The following is a 21,988-nucleotide window of genomic DNA, read 5'->3' on the forward strand; positions in this document are numbered from 1 at the left end:
CGATCCTGAAAGATCCAGGCCTGCTTGGCGCTGCATTTCCCGGTTTGCTATGACAGATGCGAGCAGCACTCTACCCAGGCGGGTGCCTCCGCGTTCGCCTGGGTTTGTATTTCAGTTTTGCGCGAAAACTGGAGAAATACACAAACCCCATTAAATTCAGCGCCTTGATCCCTTTGCTGTATGTGGGCCGGATACACTGCAATACAAACCCCCGCAGGCAAACGCGAACGGGCTCGATACACTGCGGACATCCCCCCTTGCACAGGAACGCAGCGCATGGAACACGTCGATCACATCCTGATCGTCGACGACGACCGCGAGATCCGCGAACTGGTCGGCAACTACCTGAAGAAGAACGGCCTGCGCACCAGCATCGTCGCTGACGGCCGGCAGATGCGCGCGTTTCTTGAAGCCAACAGCGTCGACCTGATCGTCCTCGACATCATGATGCCCGGCGACGATGGCCTGCTGCTGTGCCGCGAACTGCGCGCCGGTAAGCACCGCAACACACCGGTGCTGATGCTGACGGCCCGCAACGATGAAACCGACCGCATCATCGGCCTGGAAATGGGCGCCGACGACTACCTCACCAAGCCGTTCTCGGCCCGCGAACTGCTCGCCCGGATCAATGCCGTGTTGCGCCGCACGCGCATGCTGCCACCCAACCTCACCATCAGCGAAAGCAACCGCCTGCTTCGCTTCGGCCAATGGCGTCTGGATACCACCGCACGGCACCTGCTGGACAGCGAAGGTACTCTCGTGGCCCTGAGTGGTGCCGAGTACCGCCTGTTGCGGGTGTTTCTCGATCACCCGCAGCGGGTGCTCAGCCGCGAGCAATTGCTGAACCTTACCCAGGGCCGAGAAGCCGATATCTTCGACCGCTCCATCGACCTGCTGGTCAGCCGCCTGCGCCAGCGCTTGGGTGACGATGCCCGCGAACCCAGCTGCATCAAGACCGTGCGCAGCGAAGGCTATGTGTTCTCGTTGCCGGTACAACTGCTTGAGTCGCCATCATGAAATGGCCACGCACCCTGGCCGCGCGCATGGCACTGATCTTCTTCACCGGCCTGGTGCTGGCCTACGGTTTGTCATTTGGCCTGCAGGCCTACGAGCGCTACATCAGCAGCCGCTCGATGATGCTCAGTAACCTGGAGCAGGACGTTGCCACTTCGGTGGCCATCCTCGACCGCCTGCCCGCAGCCGAACGTGCCGCCTGGCTGCCGCGCCTGGAACGGCGTACCTACCGCTACCGCCTCGACCACGGTCTGACCGGCGAGGCGATGCCCGGCAGCGACCCGCCCATGGCTGCCGAGTCGATCGTAAAAGCCATCGGCAGCGACTACCGCCTGACCTTCCAGGACATCCCCGGCCCGAATGCCCACTTCCAGGCGCACCTTCGCCTGGCTGACGGTGCACCGCTGACCATCGACGTCACCCCATCGCCGGTCCCGGTGGCCCGCTGGCTGCCCATGGTGCTGCTGGTCCAACTGGCCGTATTGTTGCTGTGCACCTGGTTGGCAGTGCACCTGGCCATAGGCCCGCTCACCCGCCTGGCCCGCGCCGTGGACAACCTCGACCCGGACAAACCCGGCGTGCAACTGGATGAAAGCGGCCCCCGCGAGGTGCGCTACGCCGCCGTGGCCTTCAATGCCCTGCAGGCACGCATTAGCGCCCACCTGAAGGAGCGCATGCAGTTGCTGGCAGCCATCTCTCACGACCTGCAAACGCCGATTACACGCATGAAGCTGCGTGTCGAGGTGATGGACGAAGGAGTCGAGAAGGACAAACTGTTCAGCGACCTGGGCGAGATGGAGCACCTGGTGCGCGAAGGCGTAGCGTACGCCCGCAGCATGGACACCAGCACTGAAGCGCCGTGCAGGGTCAACCTTGATGCCTTCCTCGACAGCCTGGTGTTCGACTACCAGGACAGCGGCGCCCAGGTGGCGCGCCATGGCAGCACCGGCAGCCTGCTGGAAACCCGCCCGCATGCCTTGCGCCGAGTGCTGGTGAACCTGGTGGACAACGCCCTCAAGTTTGCCGGCGCCGCCGAGCTGGAGGTGGGCCGCGAGGGCGGCATGACCGTAATCCGTGTACTCGATAACGGGCCAGGAATTCCCGGTGACGAACTGGGCGAAGTACTCAAGCCATTCTACCGGGTGGAAGGGTCGCGCAACCGCAGCACCGGCGGCACCGGGCTCGGGCTGGCCATTGCCCATCAATTGATCCAGGCCATGGGCGGCCGACTGACCCTCAGCAACCGCGACAGTGGCGGGCTCTGCGCACAAATAGAGCTGGCCTGACAGGCATCAGTACAAACCGATACACAACCCCACCCACCCCGACACACTGCAGATAACTCCCACCCACACACTCCCGGCCACTTAACCACAACCCGGGAGCCCTCTTGATGAAAACACTCACCCATACTTTGAATACGTTCGACCAATTCGGCACCTGGAGTGCCGACCTGCCTTTGCGGCTGTTCCTGGCCTGGGAGTTTTTTGAATCAGGGCTGGAGAAACTCAACGGCAACAACTGGTTCGCCGACCTGCAAACCAGCTTCCCGTTCCCTTTCAACCTGCTGCCCGCCGGGCTGAACTGGCAGCTTTCGATGTGGGCGGAGCTGATACTGCCGTTGTTGCTTGTGCTCGGGCTGGGTACCCGCCTGGCATCTTTGGGCCTGATGGTAGTGACCATGGTGGCGATTGCTGCCGTGCACTGGCCCGCGCACTGGTCGAGCCTGGCTGAACTGGCGCAAGGGTATGCGATTACCGACCACGGCTTTGGCAACTATAAACTGCCGCTGATCTACCTGGTGGCGCTGCTACCGTTGCTGCTCAAGGGGGCCGGGCGACTGAGCCTGGATCACTGGCTGAGGGTGCGGTTCTACAGGTGATGTCGCCGGGGCCATTGCTGCAGGTCAGTCTTCCAGCGGCTTTGGTGGTGCTGCAGGCTTGGCCGGTTTGACCGGCTTGGCGGGTTTGCTGTCTTTGGCTTTGGTTTCCGCTGCCGCTGCCGCTGCCACCGGCTCAGGTGCAGCCACGGCCTTTTCGCTGGCGGGCAGTTCATCGACAGCCTTGAGGATTACCTGCGGGTCTATGGCTCCGCCACTGTCGTCATCCTTGAGCATGTGCCGCTCACCGTCCTTGCCCACCAGTATCACCTTGGTGCCCTTGCTCGCACCCAGTTTCAGTTCACGGATCAGGGCCATGGTGGTCTGCTGTTCGAGGTTCTTGTCTTCGCGCATGCCCATCATGTTGGCAACGCTGTACAGCACCAGGTTGCGCTCCTTGAAGGCGGCCTGGGTAGCCGGGTCTTCAAGCGCCTTGTTCAACCCGCGCAAGGTGGGGTCGGCACTGCTGGGCGCGATGACCACCAATGGCCGGGCCTTCCCCAGTTCCTTGGCCAGCGGCGCATCGCTGTCGGCGGCAAACAGCGGGGAAGCTACGACGAGCAGGGTGGCGAGGGTCAGTGACCGGGCAAGCATGCGCATCTCCTTGACTTGAGCATAAAACAAAGACTACGAACAACTCGGAAAGATCCGACGTGCGAGCCTAAACCAACCAGGCACTGGGGTGTTAGGGCGAAAGGTAACTTGCCATTGCCGGGCTCCCGACGCCCCTGCGCCATGCCTGATACAACTTGAGCATAGCGCAGGTCCGCGGCGTTGAGGCGGCAAGGTCAGGCTTTGCAGCCCCGTTCAGGACGATGAACCGGAAGGGCTGACTGAGGGCTCAACCTGCTCTGGCACGAGCTCGAGCCGGGCAAGGGTCAACCTCGACATCAACCCTGTCCTGGCCAGTTGCCGCTCACGGTGGAGCTGGTCGATGCGCTGCAGCCGTTCGCCTTCGGCAACCGACTGGTCCTCCATCAGGGCTTCGAGACGCTGGTGGAACGGTGCATCGAGCCGGTCGAAGGCCGTGCACTCAACGTGCTCAAGATGTGTTTGCCAGAAGTCCTGGGCAACCAATGCGCGAGCCAGTGCCTCGTTGGTTTCGGCCCGCCGGACCTGCGCCAGTGCCGCCAATACACGCTGCTCATCAAGCCCGGCAACTTCATCGAACAGCATATCGCCAGGCTGGCCCGGCAGGTCGAGCGCCTCGCGCAACGCCAACCGATAGGCAAGGCCGATTTCGATTTCATCCGGGTCTGCCCCCTGTGCCCGGCGTACCCGGATGTCGTCGACTGCAATCCGATCCACCTGGTCCAACCGCCACAACTGCCGCCCAAGTTGCAACAACGCGCGTTCCTGGCCACCAGTACCCGCATCCACCCGCGCACGCCAGACCAGCATGCGTACTTCCATGTTACTGAAACACAGTGCCACACTGTCCTGGCAGGTCAGGTTTTCCCGCGCGTGAAGGAACAGATCGGCGCGCAACGTGGCCTGCTCACGCATGGCCATCAGCATGGCGAACAAGCGGTTTGCCAGCGCCTGGCGCCGGTCTCGGAAGTCCGCTGTTTCCGGTAGGCGCTGCAATATCCGGAAGAATGCCTCGCCCCCCTCCTCGGCTTCCAGTTCGTCCCAGGCCGAGGATTGCTGGGGCCGCAATTCACTGTCGGCAGCATCCAGCCAGCGCTGGCGCAACGAAACCGTGGACTGCGCCACGTCAGTCTGCAGCGGAGCGCCCACGGCTTGTTGATAGGCCTGCAGGCGGCGTGCAGACTGCGCACTGAGCGGATTGCCCTGCAAGAGGATGCTGCTGCCAATCCTGGAGGGTGCCTGGAACAGCCGCGACGGCAATTCTGTCAGTTGGTTGTCGCGCAAGTCGGCGATTGTCAGGTCCAGCCGATCAAGCAGCGCCGGTGGGAATTCAGTGATACCGGTACCGCGCAGGTGCAAACGGCTGACGCGGTCCAGGCGAAAAAGCGGGAACACACGCCCGAGCGGGTTATGGGACAGGTTCAAGTACCGCAGCGTTACCTGATTGGCCAGCGTCATGGCCTGCCGGGTGTCCAGCGTGATGTGGTTGCCATACAGGTCCAGTTCGCGCAGGTTGGCCAGCCGCTCCAGCCCGGACGGCAAACGCGTCAGCGCGTTATTGGACAATTCAAGCACTCGCAGACTGGGGAATGCCCGCAAGAACCCGGCATCCACTGCACGAAGCCCAAGCCCCATCATCGACAGTTCATGCACGAACGAGAAACTGATCGTTGCCGGTAGCTCCGGCAGGTTCTCAAGGTTCACCGACCATATGCTCAAGCGATAGCCCGTTGGCACGCCGGGCTCGTGGGCCCCGCGTGCGGCCCGGCGCTGCCAGCAGTTGACCAGCGTCTCGCGCAGGTACCTGCGCTCGGCCCGTTGAGCGGAACTGGTGCCCATACGCACCCAGTTGTGCAAAGTGCTATCAAGGGTTTCGAGTTGCTGGCCAAGCCTGGCGAGCTCCTGCCCGGCATCAAGCCCCTCCCTTTGCACCTCATGCAACCAGGCGAGCACTTCGGCATCGGTAAAAGCCGGGTAAAGCGCCCGCACCATGGCATACAAGGCCTGCGGGCGCCCGCGCCAGGCGCTTGCGCCAGGACTGCGACCACTCAAGGGATATCCAAGGCGATTGCCTGGTAATCGGTGCGGCATCCGAAACCAGCCGGTCTGAACAGGCCGCCCCAGAATATGCTCTACCTCGTTACGCCGTTGCGCTGCTTCACGCCCCAGCAGCACACGAAGGTTGTGCGCAAATGGCTCGCTAACCGCCAGGGTGTCGCGCTGCCTTTGGTCATAAGCCCCTGCCAATACATCGAACAGCTCCCCCGGTAGACCCACTTCGACTCCGCGGGCATCGTACAATTGGAAATCGCCAGCAAGGTGGACCAGCGCAAAATCAGCGGCTGATGGCGCCTCTCCAAACAGTAGCGGCCCTTGCAGTGTCCCTTCGAACAATTGCACCCGAGGCCCGCTGGCTGCCCCTGGCAGATACCTCGCCAAACCGAGGGCAGTGCGCGCGAGGTCGGCGTTCTGCGGCGTGTCCAGATGGAGTGCTTCGAACACGCGGGCCACACGCACCTCATGGGTCGCGGCCCTGGCTGCCTCTGCCAGGCGCAGCCCTACTCGCCCCTGCTGCTCCAGCGACATGCGCTCGGGCACGGTCGCAGTCCTTAGCAACTCGGCCGCGACATTGGCTGGCAACCGGGAAAACTGCCGGCACAGGGTGTGCTGCCCCATCGATTCAGCGGGCTGCGCTGCTGCGTAAACACGGGAGAACAATGATCGACGCCTGCTCCAGGCCAGCTCTGCCAAGGCCGAGTCGTGCAACTGCGAGGCGCCTGGAAATGCGTCGATATGCTGCAGCAGTTCAATGTCGCCACGTATACCTGCGCGCAGATCGGCAATGGCTGTGCGCACACGCTGTTCAAGGCTGATGCGTTGCGCGGTATCGAGCAAGGCAGCTGATGGCGACTGCCCATGAACCAGCATTGCGCGAAGCTGGTCGTCGTGCAGACCCTGGGCAAGTTGCAGCAGGTCGAGTTGGTCATCATCGAACAGCGCAAAACGCTCACCCAAGCGGCGCAGCAGGTAACCTGACGGTTGCCATTGCCCGGGTTGCTCGCTCCACAGCCGCCATGCCCCGGCGCCATTGTCCAGTAGTGATGGCGCGTGCCCGGCGAACGGGCGCAGGCGCACCTGGCGGCCATCAGCCTCCACGACCACCGGGTAGTAGTGACCGTCCATCCACACCCAGGCCTGATCGCCAAGGCGATGGATATTGCCCTCAGCCTGCAACGCGCCGGCCGGTGGCGCAGTGCTGCGAAACGGCGCCAGGTCCTGCTTCCACAAACGCACGCTGCCATCCTCCAGGCGGGCGGGTACCAGGCTGTCGACCACCGCGGAGCGTGACCACAGGTTGCGCGTCAGGCTGGCACCTGCCGCAATCGCCGCCATCATCGCAACATCGCTGGCAACACTCAGCAGGTGATCCAGGGCTTCGCTGGTATCACCCTCATGCCACGCCTCGATACCGTGGTAAACCTCGCCCAGCAGTTCCCAGGCGGTGACGGCCAGCAAGCCGAGACCGATAATCGGCACGAACATGCCTGCCAGGTTGAGCAGAGCCCAGCCCTCTGCCTCAAGTCGCTGATCGTGTGCGCGCTGTACCTGTGCATCGAGGCTGGCAGTGGGCACGGCAATCATTGCGGCATCATCCTTGATCTGCGTGATGCGCAAGCCAGCCAGGCTGTCGAACAGCGCTCCGGGATAGGCATGCATATGCTCATCGAGGGCGATGTTGGCAAGGTCCGACACGTTGGCATAGCCTTCGGCCACCGCAGTGAAGAAGCGTTGGCTGTCCCGGCGCCGGACGAAACGGCTGAAGAAGCGTTGATAGGGAACCGTGCGCAGGTTTTTGCCCAATGCATTGGCAAAGTGACGCAGGCTCGGGTAGGCGCGCCAAGGGTAGTGGGGGTCGCCTGGGATATGCACAAGCACCCGATGCGTGGTGGTTATCAACGGGCTCAGGCGTTCATCACGCACATCCAGCACGACGATCTGTTGCAGGTCGCAGCCGAGCAACTCCAGGCGTTTGGCAATCACCGGACGACCATCAAGGCACAACCGCCCACGCAGCGCGCACAGGTCGGCCAGCAGACTGTGTTCCGCCTCGCTGATATCACCCTTGATCCATGCTGCATGGGCATCGACCCGTATGGCATAACGCAATGAGCGGCCCAGCACCGAGGCGAATGCCGGCTGCGAGGTGTCTGCCCCCTCCGGTAACTCCAGTACCTGGCGCAGATGCGCCTGGTACGACTTGCCCAGGTCCAGGCTACGGCACCAGTCAGCGAACAGCGTGGCACTGGGCAACTGCACCGTTTCGCCATGCGGCGCAAGCAGGCAGTTACCCGGCGGTTGGCCCTCGGCGCTGGCTTGCTCGGGCGTGAAGTTGCGCAACGCCGCCTCCAGCAACGGAATTTGCGCATACCGGGCCTGGCTGAGGTGCCAGCCTACCGGTTGCGAGCCGATCACCGGTTCGCGGGTACCCACCCGCATCGTCCATTTTCCCACATCGATGTTGACACCCAGACGTTGCTGCAGGTCCTTTTGCAGCCGCGCCCGGGTGAACTGATCCAGCGGCTCGATGCGTTGCAACACATCATTCGTGCGCTGGCGAAAATAGAGGCTGAGCGTCATGGCTTGCGTGAGCTGCTGCAACTGCCGGACAGTGGCCAGGCCCAGCCAGGCAGGCAGGCGCTGGCGAATCAGCGCGTCGTGGAACATTTCGTCTGCCGCCACACCGGGCTGTTGTGGCGTAGGGCTTCTGGTAGGGTCGAGCATCGTCTGATCTCCGCCAAAGGGGGACCTGAGGGTAGGCATCATGCTCTGGCCTGCGGTGCTAGTTATGTCTCGCCCGGCCCAGTCAGGCTCAGCGCGCCGGGGCGCCTGCTTGCGGGTCACCGGCGTCCAGCGCCTCGAGCGTAAGTTGCAGCAGCAACTCGCGTTCGGCTGCCTGGCGCTCATGCATCAACGCATTCATCTGATCTATCCGCTCGCCTTCGGGGCGCCCTCGCTGCTCCTGCAGTGCCTCAAGCCGGGCATGGTAGGGCTCGTTCAAGGCATCGATACGGGCAGCGGACACCTGGATCAGGTGCGTTTGCCAGAAGTCACGGTCAATCAGTGACTCGGCCAGCGCCTGGCCGGTTTCGGCGCCGAGCACCTGTGCCGTAGCCCGTACCACCTGCGGCTGTTGTACGCCTGCCAGGCGCACGAACGTCATGCTGTTGGTACGTACTGGCAGTTCCAGAGCATCCCTGAGTGCCAGCCGATACCCCAGCAGTACTTCAAGCTGGTCCAGTTGTGGGTCGGTGACCAGCCGTGCCTGGATATCTTCGAGCGCAATCCGGTCGACTTGCTCCAACCGCCATAGCTGGCGCCCCAGACGCAACAGAGCATGTTGTCGGTCGCCGCGCAGTGCATCGGCCTGGGCGTGCCAGGCCATCAGGCGCAACTCCAGATCGGTGAAGCGCAAGGCCGCGCTGTCCCGGCAGGTCAATTGATTGGCATTGCCGAACAGCTCCGCACGCAAGCCAACGTCGCTGCGCATAGCCTGCAACATGCCAAGCACCCGGTGCGCCAGGTAGCGGGCGCCGGTGCTGTGCTGGAAATCGGCGGTATGCAGCAACTGGCCGAGCAGGTGGAAAAAATCTGCGCTTCCATCGAGGTATTCAAGCTCATCCCAGCAAGCCCCCATTTCTCCGCGCTGCTGCGCAGAAACCGCATCGAGCCAACGCAAGCGTGTCGTGACCACGGCTGCAGGTTCCACAGGCGTCAGTGCAGCACGAAAGGCCTGGCTGAAACGGGCCTGCTCCGCTTCCGTCAACGGATTACCCCGCAGCCGGACATCGCCCTCACGCCAGATTCGCGACTGGTAGAAATGCTCCGGTAGCGCGGTCATCAGGTTGTCGCGCAAATCCACCCGCCGCAGCGCCGCATGCTCAAGCAGGCCGTTGGGCAATTGCGCAACCCGTGTTCCACACAAGTACAACTCGCTCAGGCGTGTCAGCCCAGTCAGTGAAAACAGCCTACCCAGTGGGTTGTGCGACAGATTGAGGTACGACAGGCGCTCGCAGCTCGCCAGGACCGTCGATTGTCCTGGGTCGAGAGTGATGTGGTTATCGAACAGGTCAAGGCACTGCAGGTAAGGCATCTGCATCAGTGCCTGCGGCACACGTTGCAAACGATTGCCTGGCAATTCGAGAACCCGCAGGTTGGGGAAGGCCGCCAGGAAGCTTTCGGGCATCTGCGCTACCTGCATGCCCCGTAACGACAGTACGAAGACGTGCTCGAAGCGAACCGTGGCGGGCAATTCGGGCAGATTACCCGGCCTGGCGCCATAAACGCTCCAGCGGTAATCACGATTGAACACCACTGAATGTTGCGGGCCGTCTGAGCGTCGTTGCCAGCAATCACGTAAAGCTTGCCGAAAGAACCGGCGGTTTTCCCGTTGATCGCGATCCGTGGCCTGGTGTACCCAGGTTCGTAGCTGCCTGTTGAGGTCAGCGAGCTGCCCTTCCAGCCGTGCCAGCAGTTGTTCGATCGCCGTCAGCGATGACGGCGCCTGGCCTATCCAGCTGCGCAGTTGGGCATCGGTATATTCCGGGTAGAGTTTACGCAGGCGAGCCTGAAGCGCCCGCGACAGTCGGCGTGGTTGCCCGCTGCCTCGCCCACTCAGGGGGTAACCGAGGCGATCATCCGTGAGCTGCCGGGGTGGATTGAACCAGGTATTGCGGGTGTCGACTAGCAACAGCCGTTCAACGTCTGCGCGGTACTGTTGCGCCACACGCTGCACGGCCTGGCGCATCTGTGCCACGAAGGTTGAGCCCGGCTGCATGCCTTCGTGTTGGGCAGGGTCGCAGGTATCAGCCAGCACCTGAAACAGTTCCCCAGGTTCGTGCAGCATCTGCCCGTTCCCGGCCAGCACGGCAAAACGCCCATTGAGGTGCACCAGGCTCATTCTGCCGCGGCCTTGCGCCAAGCCTTCCATGCCACGGGCATCGAGCTCGTGCAAGGTGCGGTAGGCCGGCAAGTGGCGAACCATCTCCAGCACGACCCGGGCCAGGTCCAGCGTCTGGGGAGTATCGAACTGCAGCGCCTCGAACACCCGTGCCAAGCGAATGCGCCGGGCAGTTGCGTGCGCCGCTTCAGCAAGCCGCAACGGCACCCGTCCGGTGCTCGAGAGGCGTTCTCGATCGGCAGCACTGGCCTGCTGCACCAATGCCTGGGCAGCACGCGGGTGCACGCTGGGGAACAGCCGACGCAAGATGGCGACGGCACTGCTGTCGGAGTCTTGCATGCTGTCGTACATTTGCTCGAACAACCGCCGCCGTTGTTCCCAGGCAAACGCCCCCAACGCCTCGCCCTCCAGCCCCTCAGCACCGTCCAGCAAGCGCAGATGCTGCAGGACCGGCACGTCTGTCGCGCTCTGGCCCGCCCGCAAGCGGTCGGCCAGGCGCTCGATGCGGCTAGCCAGTTGCAGGCGCATCACAGTGTCGACAACCGTGGCGTCGGGGACTCTGTCGCGCACATGCCAGGCGCGCAACTGGTCAGCACCCAGTTCATGTATGGCAAGCACCTGATCGATGCTTTGATCGCTCAGGCTGGCGAAGCTGCCACCCAACCGGCGAAACATGCGGTGGGTGTCGTCCCATTGCGCCGGTTGTTCACAGGCCAGCCGCCAGGCCCCGGCGCCATTGTGATGCAACAGGGGGGCGTGCCCGCGCAACGTTTGCAGGTACCATCGCTGATCGCTTTGCCGAAAGTGGACAGGGTAATGGTGCCCATCCATCTCGATCCACGTCTGATCAGCGAGACGGTAGACGCCCTGCGCATCCCGGGTGGCAGCGTTTGGCGGCGCATCACTGCGAAATGCCGTGATGTCGGCATCCCACAAGCAGGTGCTGCCATCTTCCAGTTGCGTCGAGACCATTGCATCCACCGGTGCCGCACCTTTCCAGGCACGGTGTACCAAGGCCGCGCCCGCCCCCACAGCGGCCACACTGGCCACCCCGAGGGCGACATGTCTGAAATGCTCCGCGGCTGCGTTTACATCGTCTTCACGCCACGCTTCAATTGCGCGATACACCTCCTCCAACAGCTCGAATGCGGTGACGGCCAGCAGCCCAACCCCGATCGTTGTTACGAACAACCCTGCAATGCCCAGCAACGTCCAGGCTTGCATGACGAGCCATTGCTGGTTCTCAGCCTGTAATTTGCGGTCCAGCTGATTGACTGGCATGGCGATGCTCGCAGCGTCGAGCTTGATCTGAGCCAGACCCGCGGCTGTCAGGTTGAAGAACAGCGGCTCCTCGTAAGCTTGCATGCGCTCATCAAGGTCGATATTGGCCCATATCGCCAGGTCGTGGTACCCGTTGATCACCTGGGAGAAAAAGCGCTGGCTGTCCCGGCGCAGCACGAAGCGCTGGAAGAAGGTCTGGTAATCACCCTCTCGCAAACGCTGGCCGAGCACCTTGCGGGCAAACGTCGCCAGGCTGTCATGGTGGCTCCACGGCCCCATTGGATCGCCGGGGATGTACACCAGCACACGCCGGGAAGACGTAAAAAGCGGCGCCAGGCGTTCATCGCGGACATCGAGCACGACGATTTGCTGGAGCTGACAGCCGAGTACTTGCAACTGCTTGGCAATCACCCGGTTGCCCTGCAGGCGCCCTGGCCTGCCATCCCGGCAAAGCCCGATCACCATCTGCAACTCGGCCTCATCAAGCACACCCTCAAGCCTGGCTTTGAGGGCATCAAACAGCATGCGCTGAGTCACCACTGTCAACAACGGTTCAGCGCAAGGCGCCAGAGCGTCCTGCAGGTACTGCTGGTAGGCCTTGCCCAAGTCCAGTTCACGGCACAGGGCAGCAAACTGGACAGCACTGGGTCGGGCCAGGCAGGTTGCTGTGCCATCGCGCAGGCAGTGACCAGGGGGTTGGCCTTTGCCCCTGGCCTGGTCAGCGGTGAAGTTGTGCAACGCGGCTTCCAGTAACGGTATCGGGTAATACTCGGGCACTGTCAGCGGTACACGCACGGGGGCATAGCCGACCAAGGGTTTCTCGAACGACTCGATGAACTGCAGTTTGCCGAACCCTTCGGTCAGCCCGAAACGCTCGCCAAGTGCAGCTTGCAAGCGAGTACCCACGAACTCATCGATGCCTTGCAGGCGGGCAAGTTCTGCGGACAAACGCTGGCGTGCTGCCACGCTGCTCTGCAGCGCATTGCACAGCAGTGTCATGCGTGCCGTATCGGCCTGACGCATCCAGGCAGGTAGCCTGTCGGCGATCAGGCCATCCTGATAAGCCTGCTCGACCGCGAGCGGGTCATTGCGAACGACTGGCGGCGTGGTGACGGTCATGATTTGTGTGGCTCCGGATGCGGATACGGAGCCGTGAAACTAGAGTGCCCGGCATGGGTGTGGCCGGTAGCTGGCTACCACCGGCTCAGAACAACAGCAATTGCCGGTCGGTCAATGCCGCAAAATCATCACCTACAAAAGGCAGAATGGCATCGGCTACCGGTTGCAACTGGCGGCTCAGATAATGTTCGTGATCAACAGCCGACTGCATGTTCTCCAACGGTTCGGGCCCGGAGGTGGTCATCACATAGCTGATCCAGCCACCGTTCTGGTATTGCTGCGGACGACCCATTTGTCTGTTGTAGGCATCCGCCAGGCGTGCGGCCCGCACGTGTGGGGGAACGTTACGCTGGTACTCGGCCAGCGGGCGGCGCAAGCGCTTGCGATAGACCAGAAGTGCATCCTGTTCGCCCGCCAGCGTCCGCCGTACATACTCACAGACATACTCGCGGTAGGGTTGGCCAAGAAACACCCGCGTGTAGAGTTCCTGCTGGAACTGTCTGGCCAGCGGCGACCAGTCGGTGCGCACTGCTTCCAGGCCCTTGTAGACCATTTCCTCGCTGCCGTCGGCACGCTGCACCAACCCGGCATAGCGCTTCTTGCTGCCCTCATCGGTGCCACGGATGGTCGGCATCAGGAAACGCCGATAATGCACCTCGAACTGCAATTCCAGTGCACTTTCCAGGTTCATCGTCTCGCCCAGGTGCGCACGCCACCACTGGTTGACCTGGGTTACGAGGTCACGGCCAATCTGCGCTGCAGCCGCTTCGTCATGGGCACCTTTGAGCCATACAAAAGTCGAGTCGGTATCACCATAGATGACCTCGAAGCCCCTGGCTTCGATCAGCGCACGGGTCTGGCGCATGATCTGGTGACCACGCATGGTGATCGACGACGCCAGGCGCGGGTCGAAGAAACGGCAGCCGCTTGAGCCCAGCACACCGTAGAACGCGTTCATGATGATTTTCAGTGCCTGCGACAACGCCGCATTGCCGTCACGCTTGGCGGCCTCCCTGCCCTGCCACACCCGCTCGACGATAGCCGGGAGGCAATGCTGGCTTCGTGAAAAGCGCCCGCCGCGAAAGCCTTCCACTGAATGCTCGTCATCGGGCACACGCAAGCCCTCCACCAACCCCACCGGGTCGATCAGGAAGGTGCGAATGATCGACGGGTACAGGCTCTTGTAATCAAGCACCAGCACCGAGTCGTACAGGCCAGGGCGCGAATCCATGACGAAGCCACCGGGGCTGGCTTCGTCGGGGCGGCTACCGAGGTTGGGGGCAACAAAGCCCATCCGGTGCATCTGCGGTATGTACAAGTGGCAAAACGCGGCGACCGACCCGCCGCTGCGGTCTACCGCCAGGCCGGTGACCGAAGACCGCTCCAGGAGAAACTCGAGCAGGCGGGTGTGGGCAAAGATGCGCGTAACCAGCTCACAGTCCTTGAGGTTGTATCGCGCCAAGGCCGGTTTGTCCTCGGCGAAGCGCCGGTTGATCTCGTCCATGCGCTGGTAAGGCGTGTCGATGGCTTTGCCCTCACCGAGCAACGTCTGGGCCACGCTCTCGAGGCTGAACGACGGGAAGCTCCAGGTAGCCGAGCGCAGCGCCTCGATACCGTCGATCAACAGCCGCCCCGGGGCATCAGCGAACACGTGGCCGCCGCCGGCATGGCTACGCACTGTCATCAGGGCACCTTTACGCCCCAACGCCAGCGGCACCTGCAGCGCTTTGGCGTGCTCATGCAAAAGGCGCAGGTCGAACTGCACCAGGTTCCAGCCGATGATTGCATCCGGGTCATGCTCGGCCATCCACTGGTTGAGGCAGGCCAGCAGCGCGGCGCGGTCGGCGCAGTAGTGCAGGTCGAAATCGAGGCCGTCGGCGGTGCCGTTGGCCGGGCCTAGCATATACACCTGGCGCTGGCCACAACCTTCAAGGGCGATGCTGTACAACTCGCCGCGCTCGCTGGTTTCGATGTCCAGCGACACCAGGCGCAGCGGCGGGCGATAACCTGGCGAAGGCTTGAGCTGCGCATCGCAGAGCACGCCCTGGGTATCGGGTTGGCCGGTGAACTGTACAGGGGCCGTGATGAAGCGCTCCATCAGGTAGCGTTCGGGCGGGCGGATATCCGCTTCGAACACCTCGACACCCGCCGTGCGCAGGCGTTGCTCCAGTTGCATCAGTTGCCGGTGCTGTTGGCAGTACAACCCCAGCACCGGGCGCTGATCGAAGTCTTTAAGGCGCAGTGGCCGCAGCTCGACGCCGGACTCGTTGGCCAGCAACACCCGCGCATGCGCCTCATGCGCCTGCGGGATGAACGCCACCGAAACCTGCGGCGCCAGGCGTAGCTGCCGTGGACCCTGGTCGGTTGCCAGCCAGAACTCCACGCAGGTGCCTTCGGGCGTGTCATGCCAATGACGGGTCAGCACAAAACCCTGCTGCAACTCCACTGCGTCGACCTCTGCTGAAAACCGCAATTCTACGCTAGCGTGCCCCCGCCACGAAGCCACTTCTGCGCGCGGTCCAGGCCAGCAACAAGGCCACCGCGATCAATGCCAACACAACCCCGGCAAAGGCGCCGGTCCCGCCACCCACGAGCAACACGCCACCCACGATTCCGCCCAAGGCAATAGCGCTGTTCCATACCGTCACCAGCATCGATTGCGCCACATCCCCTCCTTCGCCCGCCGCATCGGCACAGGCCGTCTGCAACAAGGTGGGTGCACCACCGTAGGTCAAGCCCCACAGGGCAATGCTCAGGTACATCCACCACGACGACGCCTGCCCCAATGCCAGTGTGGCCAAGGCAAAACCGGCCAGGCTCAGCAACACCAACGTGCGCAGATGGCGGTCGACCAGCATCCCCACCAGGCCGATGCCGGCCAGGGCCGACAGGCCAAACACCATCAACACCGGACCAATGTCCGCAGCCATGCCAGCCGCCGCCAGCAGCGGCACAATGTAGGTGTAGAGAATGTTGTGGCCAAGAATCCAGCTCAGGATCACCAGCAGCACGATCAACACCCCCGGCGTGCGCAGCACCTGCATGGCCGCCGGGCGCTTGCCGGCGACATGGCCCGGGTACTCCGGCACCGAGCGCAGTACCCACACCACCAGCAGCAACGCCACCAAAGTGACCACTACAAACGTTGCACGCCAGCCCAGCCCCGCGCCCAGCCAGGTGGCAATGGGCAGCCCGAGCGACAACGCAATCGGCTGCCCGAGCATGGCCAACGCCATGGCCCGGCCCTGCTGCGCCACCGGCACCATACGGCGGGCATGGCCAGCGATCAGACCCCAGGCCAGCCCCGCGGCAGCGCCGGTGAAAAAGCGCAGCACCAAGGTCAGGCTGTTGGATGTCGACAAGGCAGTCAGCCCGTTAAACAGTACAAAGCCAATGATCGCCAGCAGCAACGCGCGACGGCGATACCAGCCCTGGGTCAGGGTCACCAGCGGAATTGCCGTCATTAGCGAGCCCAGCGCATAGGCGGTGACCCATTGCCCGGCCATGGCCTGGCTGATGTGCATGCCGTCGGCAATCTGGTCGAGCAAACCCGCCGGCAGGGTTTCGCTGAGGATGGCGATAAAACCGGTCATGGCCAGCGCCAGCAGCCCGCTGAAGGGCAGACGTTCGCTGCTGGCGTCCAGCAACGGAGGGGAAGATGTCTGGGACATTGCAAAAACCTTGAGCAGGAAAACAAGGTGCACAGTCTGCAAGGCAAAGGTACTGCGGAAAAAGACGGTTACAATACCGCTCACCCAGGACATTCATGTCCGCAATCAGGAATGCAGCATGGACAGCCTCAGCGGCTTCGTGGTCTTCAATCGGGTGGCCGAAACCCGCAGCTTCGTCGCCGCCGGCCAGTCGCTGGGCATCAGTGCCTCGGCCGTGGGCAAACGCGTGGCGCGCCTGGAAAGCCGCCTGGGTGTGCGCCTGTTCCACCGCAGCACGCGCAGCATCACCCTGACCGCCGAGGGTACGCTGTTCCTTGAGCGCAGCCGGCGCATCCTGGCCGAAATCGAGGCCACCGAGCAGGAGCTGTCGCAGGCCAGCCAAACCCCGAGCGGCCGCCTGCGCGTGAGCATGCCGCAAGTCACCAGGCTGGTGATGCCGGCGCTTGCCGAGTTCATGGCGCTGTACCCGCAGGTGGAGCTGGACCTGGACTTTTCCGACCGTATCGTGGATATCGTCGGCGAAGGCTTTGATGTGGTGATGCGCGGCGGGCAGCCGGTGGATTCGCGGCTCAACGCCAAGTTCCTGGGGCACTTTCAGCACCGCCTGGTGGCCTCGCCCGAGTACCTGCGCGAACGCAGCACGCCCCTGCACCCACGCGACCTGGCGGGGCATACCTGCCTGCATTACCGCTTCCCCAGCAATGGCAAGCTGGAAACCTGGCCGCTGCGCCAGGAGCACCCCGAACACGCCTACGACATTCCCATCTCGATGGTGTGCAACCACGTCGAGACACGCGTCTGCTTTGCCTTGAACAACCGTGGCATCACCTGCCTGCCGGACTTCAATGTGCGTCCCGAATTGGGCAACGGCTCTCTGGTCAGCGTACTCGACACCTTCATGGAGCAGCGAGGCAGTTTCTATCTGCTGTGGCCGTCCGGGCGGCATATGCCACCGAAGCTGCGGGTGTTCATCGATTTCATGCTTGAGCGGGTATTCAACCGTACAGGTAGTTGATGTCCTTGTAGGCCAGCGGTGGCACCTGGCCCTGCAGGAAGTCGCGCAGCTTGTGCATCTGTCGCGCTTTGGGGCTGGCCTTGAGCCAGGTCATGTAGTAACCGTCACCGGTGGCCACTGCATGCTTGAACGGCGTGGTCAGGCGCCCCGCCTGCAGATCGGCACTGGCCAGCACCAGGTCAACCACCGAAATACCCAGGCCTTGCTGGGCTGCCGAAATGCCCTGGTCGAGGGTATCGAACACTTGCCCCTGGTCGATGCTGATTTCCAATGCGTCCATCCGCGCCAGCCAGCGCCGCCAGTCTCGCCTGTCGGGTGACGGGTGCAGGAACTCGCAGTGGGCCAGGTCGGCCAGGGCCGGTTGAGCCTGGGGCATGTAATCCGGGTGACACACCGGGATCAGCCATTCATCGAACAGCTTGAAACTCTCGATATCGGCGGGGAAACGCCCGCTGGCCAATAGAATGGCGCAGTCGTAGGGCTCGGAATAGAAGTCCACGCTGTCGATGTCCATCCACACGCTGGACAGCTGCACACTGCAGTTGTCCTCGGCTTTCTTGAACGCATCCAGTGCCCGCAACAACCAGCGCACGGTAAGCGTGGACGGCGCCTTCAGGCGCAGGCCGTAGCGATCCTGGCGCAGCAATGCGCAAGCATTTTCGATGATCTTGAAGCCAACTTTCAGCTCTTGCGCCAGCAGGCGCCCGTGCTCGGTCAGGCTCAGTTTCGGACCACGCCGTTCGAACAGGTCGCAGCCAAACAGGGCTTCCAGGGTCTTGATGTGATGGCTAACCGCCCCCTGGGTCAGGGCCAGCTCTTCTGCCGCACGGGTAAAAGAGCCATAGCGAGAGGCCACCTCGAAGGCACGCAGGGCGTGCAAGGCCTGAATCCGTTCCGACATGGCGACGTCCCGAGCATGAATAAGACTAATAGTAGGTCACAGTTCCACGCGTTTTACAACGTCGAGAGCGTCTCGGAAAATGCAGGTAAATAATAAACATAACCAAGATCCTGCCTGCATATGACTAGAACGTTCACTTAATTAACGCCTGGGGAAATCATGTTTACGGGATATGGAAATTGCTATCGCCTGGATGCGCTAGAGCAGGCCGTTGAACATGGATGCAACACGCAACACTGGACGTTCAAAACAATAGAACACTTTCGCAGTATCCTCGCCAACCCCGACTTCCCTTGCCTGTTCGGCCGCAAGGCGGTAAACGGCGAAACCTGCCACATACTCTTCGCCCGCGCCGAACAACTGGCCGATGACATCGCCCAGGGCCTGGCCGACTACGTGTGCACCGTCGCCCCGATCACACCCAAGCAGCGCATCGGCAGCCCACTGGTGGTTTTTCTCGAAACTGCCGCCGAATACACCCTGGCCGAGCAGCAGGCACTGGCCTGGAAGGTGCTGCGTGGCGTGCATGCGCGCGACCCGCACCCATGGCCGCAGGGTATCCCGACCGACCCTGACGACAACGGCTGGTCGTTCTGCTATGCCGGCATGCCCTTGTTCATCAACATGAACTTCCCCGGCCACCAACAGATGAAAAGCCGCAACCTGGGGCATCACATCACCTTTGTCATCAATCCACGTGCGAACTTCGACGAAGTGGCCAACGCCAACACCGAGAGCGGCAAGCGAATCCGTGAGCGCATTCGCGAGCGCGTGCACCACTACAACGACGGCGTGATGCCCGACACCCTTGGCTTTTTCGGCGATACCGACAACTACGAATGGAAGCAGTACCAACTGCAGGAGGCAGGCTCGCTCAACCCGTCACGCTGCCCGTTCCACGCCCATGCCGCACACCCTGCGACACCCGACTTACTGATCGAGAACTGACCGTGAATACCGCACTCACCGCCACCTATGCCCTCACCGTCCTGCTGCTCATCGCCACCCCCGGCCCGGTGGTGGCGTTGATCGTCAACACTGCGGCTGCCTCCGGCTCGCGCAAGGCCATGTTCACCGCCGTTGGCACCAACTGGGCCTCGCTGGTGCTGATCGGCGCAGCCGCCTGGATCATCCTCACCAGCGCCGCCATCGACAAGGCATGGCTCAGCACCATGAGCCTGCTGGGCTGCCTGTTCATCGGCTACATCGCCGTGGGCACGCTAAGGGACGCCCTGCAGGCGCCGACCCCGGAAGCGGCGAGCGAGGCGCCCAAGGCCGCGCGTGGCGGGCTGCTGCAAGGCTTCATGGTGGGTATTTCCAACCCCAAGGACATCATTTTCTTCATCGCTTTCTTCCCGCAGTTCATTCAGATCACCGAGTCGTTCGGTAAAAGCATGGTGGTGCTGTCGCTGCTGTGGGTGGCCATCGATTTCGCCGTGCTCAGCCTGTACATCTTCGCCATCGGCAAGATCGCCTCGCAGCGCAGCAACCGCGTGATCAGCCTGGCTTCGGGCGTCGCCCTGCTGCTGATCGCCGCCGGCGGCCTGCTGTACAACCTCAACGAACTGGCGGCCTGAACCTGATGCGCAGTACCCGTTGCAACAGAAGGAAAGACCATGACAGCAACTGATACGAGCCCGTCTCCTTCGCCGTTGCAACAGGACTACCAGCGCTTTCTGCTGCTGGGCAGCCGCCGTGCGCCGCACACTGTGCACGTACATGAAACCGGCTACCGTTCCGGCACAATCAACACCGATGCCCTTGGCCTGCGCTACAGCCATTGCGCCGGCAAGCGCTTCTCGGCAGCCGAACGCGGCGGCGCTTCACGTATCAACCTGCTGGTCGGCGGCTCGACGGCCCTGGGTATCGGCGCCAGCTCCGACGAACACACGGTGGCCTCGCACCTGTCGACGCTCACGGGGGAAGTCTGGCTGAGCCTGGCCGGTTGCGGACTCAATGCCAGCCATGAACTGCTGATGTTCCTGACTCACCAACACCGCCTTGGCCAACTCGGCCACGTGGTGGTGCTCAGCGGCCTCAACAGCCTGGCCCACGAAGCCCTGAGCGAAATCCTCGCCAGCCCCAACGACCCGCAGCACGCCAAGGCCTACCAGGCTTTTCTCAGCAGCTTCAGCGAAGGTATGCAACCTGCCGCACCACCCCGCCGGCCATCACTGTGGCAGCGCATCAGCCAGGCCCTGACCACGCCTGCGGTCGAACCCCCGGCCATCTGGCCACTGTCGCCGCCGGAAAAGCGCCTGGCTCGCGCTGCCGACAGCATTGGCCGGACCTTGCGTCAGTGGGACCGCCTGCTGGCAGACAGCCACGCCACCCTCACCTTCATCCTGCAGCCGTTGCTGCCTTGGTGCCGGGACACCCTGCCGGCTGGCGAGCGGGCCATGCTGGCCGCACTGGAGCAACAACCGGCCAACTTCGACCGGCTGCTGGACGGCGCATTCGACAGCCAGTTGCACTCGGCCTTTTTCCGCCGCATCAAAAGCCAGGCCGACCCGGTGCCCTGCTATGACATGAACGGCATGCTCAGCAGCTCGCCGGTGTTCGGTGCCGATCTGTTCGTCGACCGCCTGCACCTGAACGACCTGGGTAACAACGCGTTGGCCAAAGTGATTACCGCCAAGCTTGGCCTGGCCCAGGAAAAACACGCTCAACGCAAGGTCACGCCGATCAAGCTCGTCTGACAGTTGCCGAGTGGTCTTTCGGCCACACCCCTTGGGTGGCTAGAATAGGCGGTCGTTCCGATTTTCCCGAGGCGTACGCTTGACCGCCATTGACATCGAAGCCGTCCATCTTTGCCTGAGCGCCCACGGGGCTTGCCTGTGAGCCGCATACGACGCCTGCCCCCGCTGTTGGTCGCCCTGATGCCGCTGGCTGCGCACGCGCTGGAAGTGCGCATCGACCCTCATGCCGACCTGCTCTACCGCCAGGCCTTGCCGCTGCTGGAGCAGGCCGATAACCAGGGCGACGATACCAGCACCCTGCGCACCGCCGCGGGCGGCGACCCCGAGCTTAGCCGCCAGGGCCAGGCCATGGCGCACACCCTGCCGACAGCGGTTGCCCTGCTGAAAAAGTCGGTAGAGCTGGGCCACCCGGTGGCGCAGTACCGCCTGGCGCTGTACTACATGACTTACCTGCCTGCCGCTCAAATTGCGGATGCCGCCTGCCCGTTGCTCGAAGCCAGCCTCAAACAGGGCTTTGCCGCACCCGCTCCGGCGATCTCCACCTGGTGCCGGCCCTACAACGCCAGCAGCGAGTACCGTGCTGCGCTGGAGGCCATTCCCAGCATGGCCACCGTCTATGCCCCCTACTACCCGCAACCGACCACCCGCCTGGCCTGCAGCCGCAGCCGGCCACAAGGCCTGGAAATGCTGTGGGGGCGCCAGCGCGACTACCAGGCCGAAGTGTACCGCCTGCTCGGCGACCTGGACCCACCGCACCGGCTGAGCCTTTTGCAGAAAGCCGTGGACATCAACGGCTGCGTGACGGCGCAGCAGCATTTGACCAGTCGCCCGTAACCATCGCCCAAGCACAGCAAGATCGT

Annotated in this window: 14 protein-coding genes; 8 read left to right on the forward strand and 6 right to left on the reverse strand. The window is 62.9% G+C overall.

What is annotated here, in order from left to right; all coding sequences use genetic code 11:
• The first annotated feature begins 276 nt into the window (after positions 1-276).
• The 3 genes from P0Y58_19980 to P0Y58_19990 all read left to right on the forward strand — a co-directional run bounded on the left by P0Y58_19980 (position 277) and on the right by P0Y58_19990 (position 2,896).
• On the forward strand, positions 277-1,017 hold the full coding sequence (locus tag P0Y58_19980) for a response regulator (protein WEK29173.1): 741 nt from the start codon (positions 277-279) through the stop codon (positions 1,015-1,017).
• Positions 1,014-2,300 carry a HAMP domain-containing sensor histidine kinase gene (locus P0Y58_19985; protein WEK29174.1) on the forward strand — a complete coding sequence of 429 codons (1,287 nt, stop codon included), beginning with the start codon at positions 1,014-1,016 and terminating at the stop codon, positions 2,298-2,300. The genes P0Y58_19980 and P0Y58_19985 overlap by 4 nt, the downstream gene beginning before the upstream one ends.
• A gap of 107 nt (positions 2,301-2,407) precedes the next feature.
• Positions 2,408-2,896 carry a DoxX family protein gene (locus tag P0Y58_19990; protein ID WEK29175.1) on the forward strand — a complete coding sequence of 163 codons (489 nt, stop codon included), beginning with the start codon at positions 2,408-2,410 and terminating at the stop codon, positions 2,894-2,896.
• Between the two features lie 24 nt (positions 2,897-2,920).
• Here the strand turns inward: P0Y58_19990 and P0Y58_19995 are convergent, their stop codons facing one another.
• From P0Y58_19995 to P0Y58_20015, 5 genes are all read right to left on the reverse strand, one after another.
• On the reverse strand, positions 2,921-3,487 hold the full coding sequence (locus P0Y58_19995; GenBank protein WEK29176.1) for a DUF4174 domain-containing protein: 567 nt from the start codon (positions 3,485-3,487) through the stop codon (positions 2,921-2,923).
• Positions 3,488-3,700: 213 nt separating this feature from the next.
• Positions 3,701-8,266 carry an NEL-type E3 ubiquitin ligase domain-containing protein gene (locus P0Y58_20000; protein WEK29177.1) on the reverse strand — a complete coding sequence of 1,522 codons (4,566 nt, stop codon included), beginning with the start codon at positions 8,264-8,266 and terminating at the stop codon, positions 3,701-3,703.
• Positions 8,267-8,354: 88 nt separating this feature from the next.
• Positions 8,355-12,842, reverse strand: coding sequence for an NEL-type E3 ubiquitin ligase domain-containing protein (locus P0Y58_20005; protein ID WEK29178.1), 4,488 nt, complete (start codon positions 12,840-12,842; stop codon positions 8,355-8,357).
• 85 nt (positions 12,843-12,927) lie between these two features.
• Positions 12,928-15,288, reverse strand: coding sequence for a DNA polymerase II (locus P0Y58_20010; protein ID WEK29179.1), 2,361 nt, complete (start codon positions 15,286-15,288; stop codon positions 12,928-12,930).
• Between the two features lie 34 nt (positions 15,289-15,322).
• Positions 15,323-16,513, reverse strand: coding sequence for an MFS transporter (locus P0Y58_20015; protein WEK29180.1), 1,191 nt, complete (start codon positions 16,511-16,513; stop codon positions 15,323-15,325).
• Between the two features lie 118 nt (positions 16,514-16,631).
• Between P0Y58_20015 and P0Y58_20020 the strand changes: the two genes are divergently transcribed.
• A complete protein-coding gene (locus P0Y58_20020) occupies positions 16,632-17,528 on the forward strand; it encodes a LysR family transcriptional regulator (protein WEK29181.1) in 897 nt (298 codons plus the stop codon).
• Here the strand turns inward: P0Y58_20020 and P0Y58_20025 are convergent.
• Positions 17,509-18,429 carry a LysR substrate-binding domain-containing protein gene (locus P0Y58_20025; protein ID WEK29182.1) on the reverse strand — a complete coding sequence of 307 codons (921 nt, stop codon included), beginning with the start codon at positions 18,427-18,429 and terminating at the stop codon, positions 17,509-17,511. The genes P0Y58_20020 and P0Y58_20025 overlap by 20 nt on opposite strands.
• Positions 18,430-18,588: 159 nt before the next feature.
• On the opposite strand from P0Y58_20025, the gene P0Y58_20030 reads away from it, so the two are divergent.
• The 4 genes from P0Y58_20030 (at position 18,589) to P0Y58_20045 (ending at position 21,962) form a co-directional block, all read left to right on the forward strand.
• Complete coding sequence (locus tag P0Y58_20030) at positions 18,589-19,377, forward strand: YqcI/YcgG family protein (protein WEK29183.1); 789 nt, start codon at positions 18,589-18,591, stop codon at positions 19,375-19,377.
• 2 nt (positions 19,378-19,379) lie between these two features.
• The gene (locus P0Y58_20035; GenBank protein WEK29184.1) at positions 19,380-20,006 is read left to right on the forward strand and encodes a LysE family translocator; all 627 of its coding nucleotides are present in this window, start codon (positions 19,380-19,382) and stop codon (positions 20,004-20,006) included.
• A 39-nt stretch (positions 20,007-20,045) separates the two neighbouring features.
• On the forward strand, positions 20,046-21,128 hold the full coding sequence (locus P0Y58_20040; GenBank protein WEK29185.1) for a hypothetical protein: 1,083 nt from the start codon (positions 20,046-20,048) through the stop codon (positions 21,126-21,128).
• A gap of 138 nt (positions 21,129-21,266) precedes the next feature.
• Positions 21,267-21,962 carry a sel1 repeat family protein gene (locus P0Y58_20045; protein ID WEK29186.1) on the forward strand — a complete coding sequence of 232 codons (696 nt, stop codon included), beginning with the start codon at positions 21,267-21,269 and terminating at the stop codon, positions 21,960-21,962.
• Positions 21,963-21,988 lie beyond the last annotated feature (26 nt).

The organism is Candidatus Pseudomonas phytovorans, assembly GCA_029202525.1.
GTDB lineage: Bacteria > Pseudomonadota > Gammaproteobacteria > Pseudomonadales > Pseudomonadaceae > Aquipseudomonas > Aquipseudomonas phytovorans.

Bases quoted from the DNA above. Each gene is read 5' to 3' on its own strand.
- P0Y58_19980 (WEK29173.1), top strand. From the start codon at position 277: ATGGAACACGTCGATCACATCCTGATCGTCGACGACGACCGCGAGATC.
- P0Y58_19985 (WEK29174.1), top strand. From the start codon at position 1,014: ATGAAATGGCCACGCACCCTGGCCGCGCGCATGGCACTGATCTTCTTC.
- P0Y58_19990 (WEK29175.1), top strand. From the start codon at position 2,408: ATGAAAACACTCACCCATACTTTGAATACGTTCGACCAATTCGGCACC.
- P0Y58_19995 (WEK29176.1), bottom strand. From the start codon at position 3,487: ATGCTTGCCCGGTCACTGACCCTCGCCACCCTGCTCGTCGTAGCTTCC.
- P0Y58_20000 (WEK29177.1), bottom strand. From the start codon at position 8,266: ATGCTCGACCCTACCAGAAGCCCTACGCCACAACAGCCCGGTGTGGCG.
- P0Y58_20005 (WEK29178.1), bottom strand. From the start codon at position 12,842: ATGACCGTCACCACGCCGCCAGTCGTTCGCAATGACCCGCTCGCGGTC.
- P0Y58_20015 (WEK29180.1), bottom strand. From the start codon at position 16,513: ATGTCCCAGACATCTTCCCCTCCGTTGCTGGACGCCAGCAGCGAACGT.
- P0Y58_20020 (WEK29181.1), top strand. From the start codon at position 16,632: ATGGACAGCCTCAGCGGCTTCGTGGTCTTCAATCGGGTGGCCGAAACC.
- P0Y58_20025 (WEK29182.1), bottom strand. From the start codon at position 18,429: ATGTCGGAACGGATTCAGGCCTTGCACGCCCTGCGTGCCTTCGAGGTG.
- P0Y58_20030 (WEK29183.1), top strand. From the start codon at position 18,589: ATGTTTACGGGATATGGAAATTGCTATCGCCTGGATGCGCTAGAGCAG.
- P0Y58_20040 (WEK29185.1), top strand. From the start codon at position 20,046: ATGACAGCAACTGATACGAGCCCGTCTCCTTCGCCGTTGCAACAGGAC.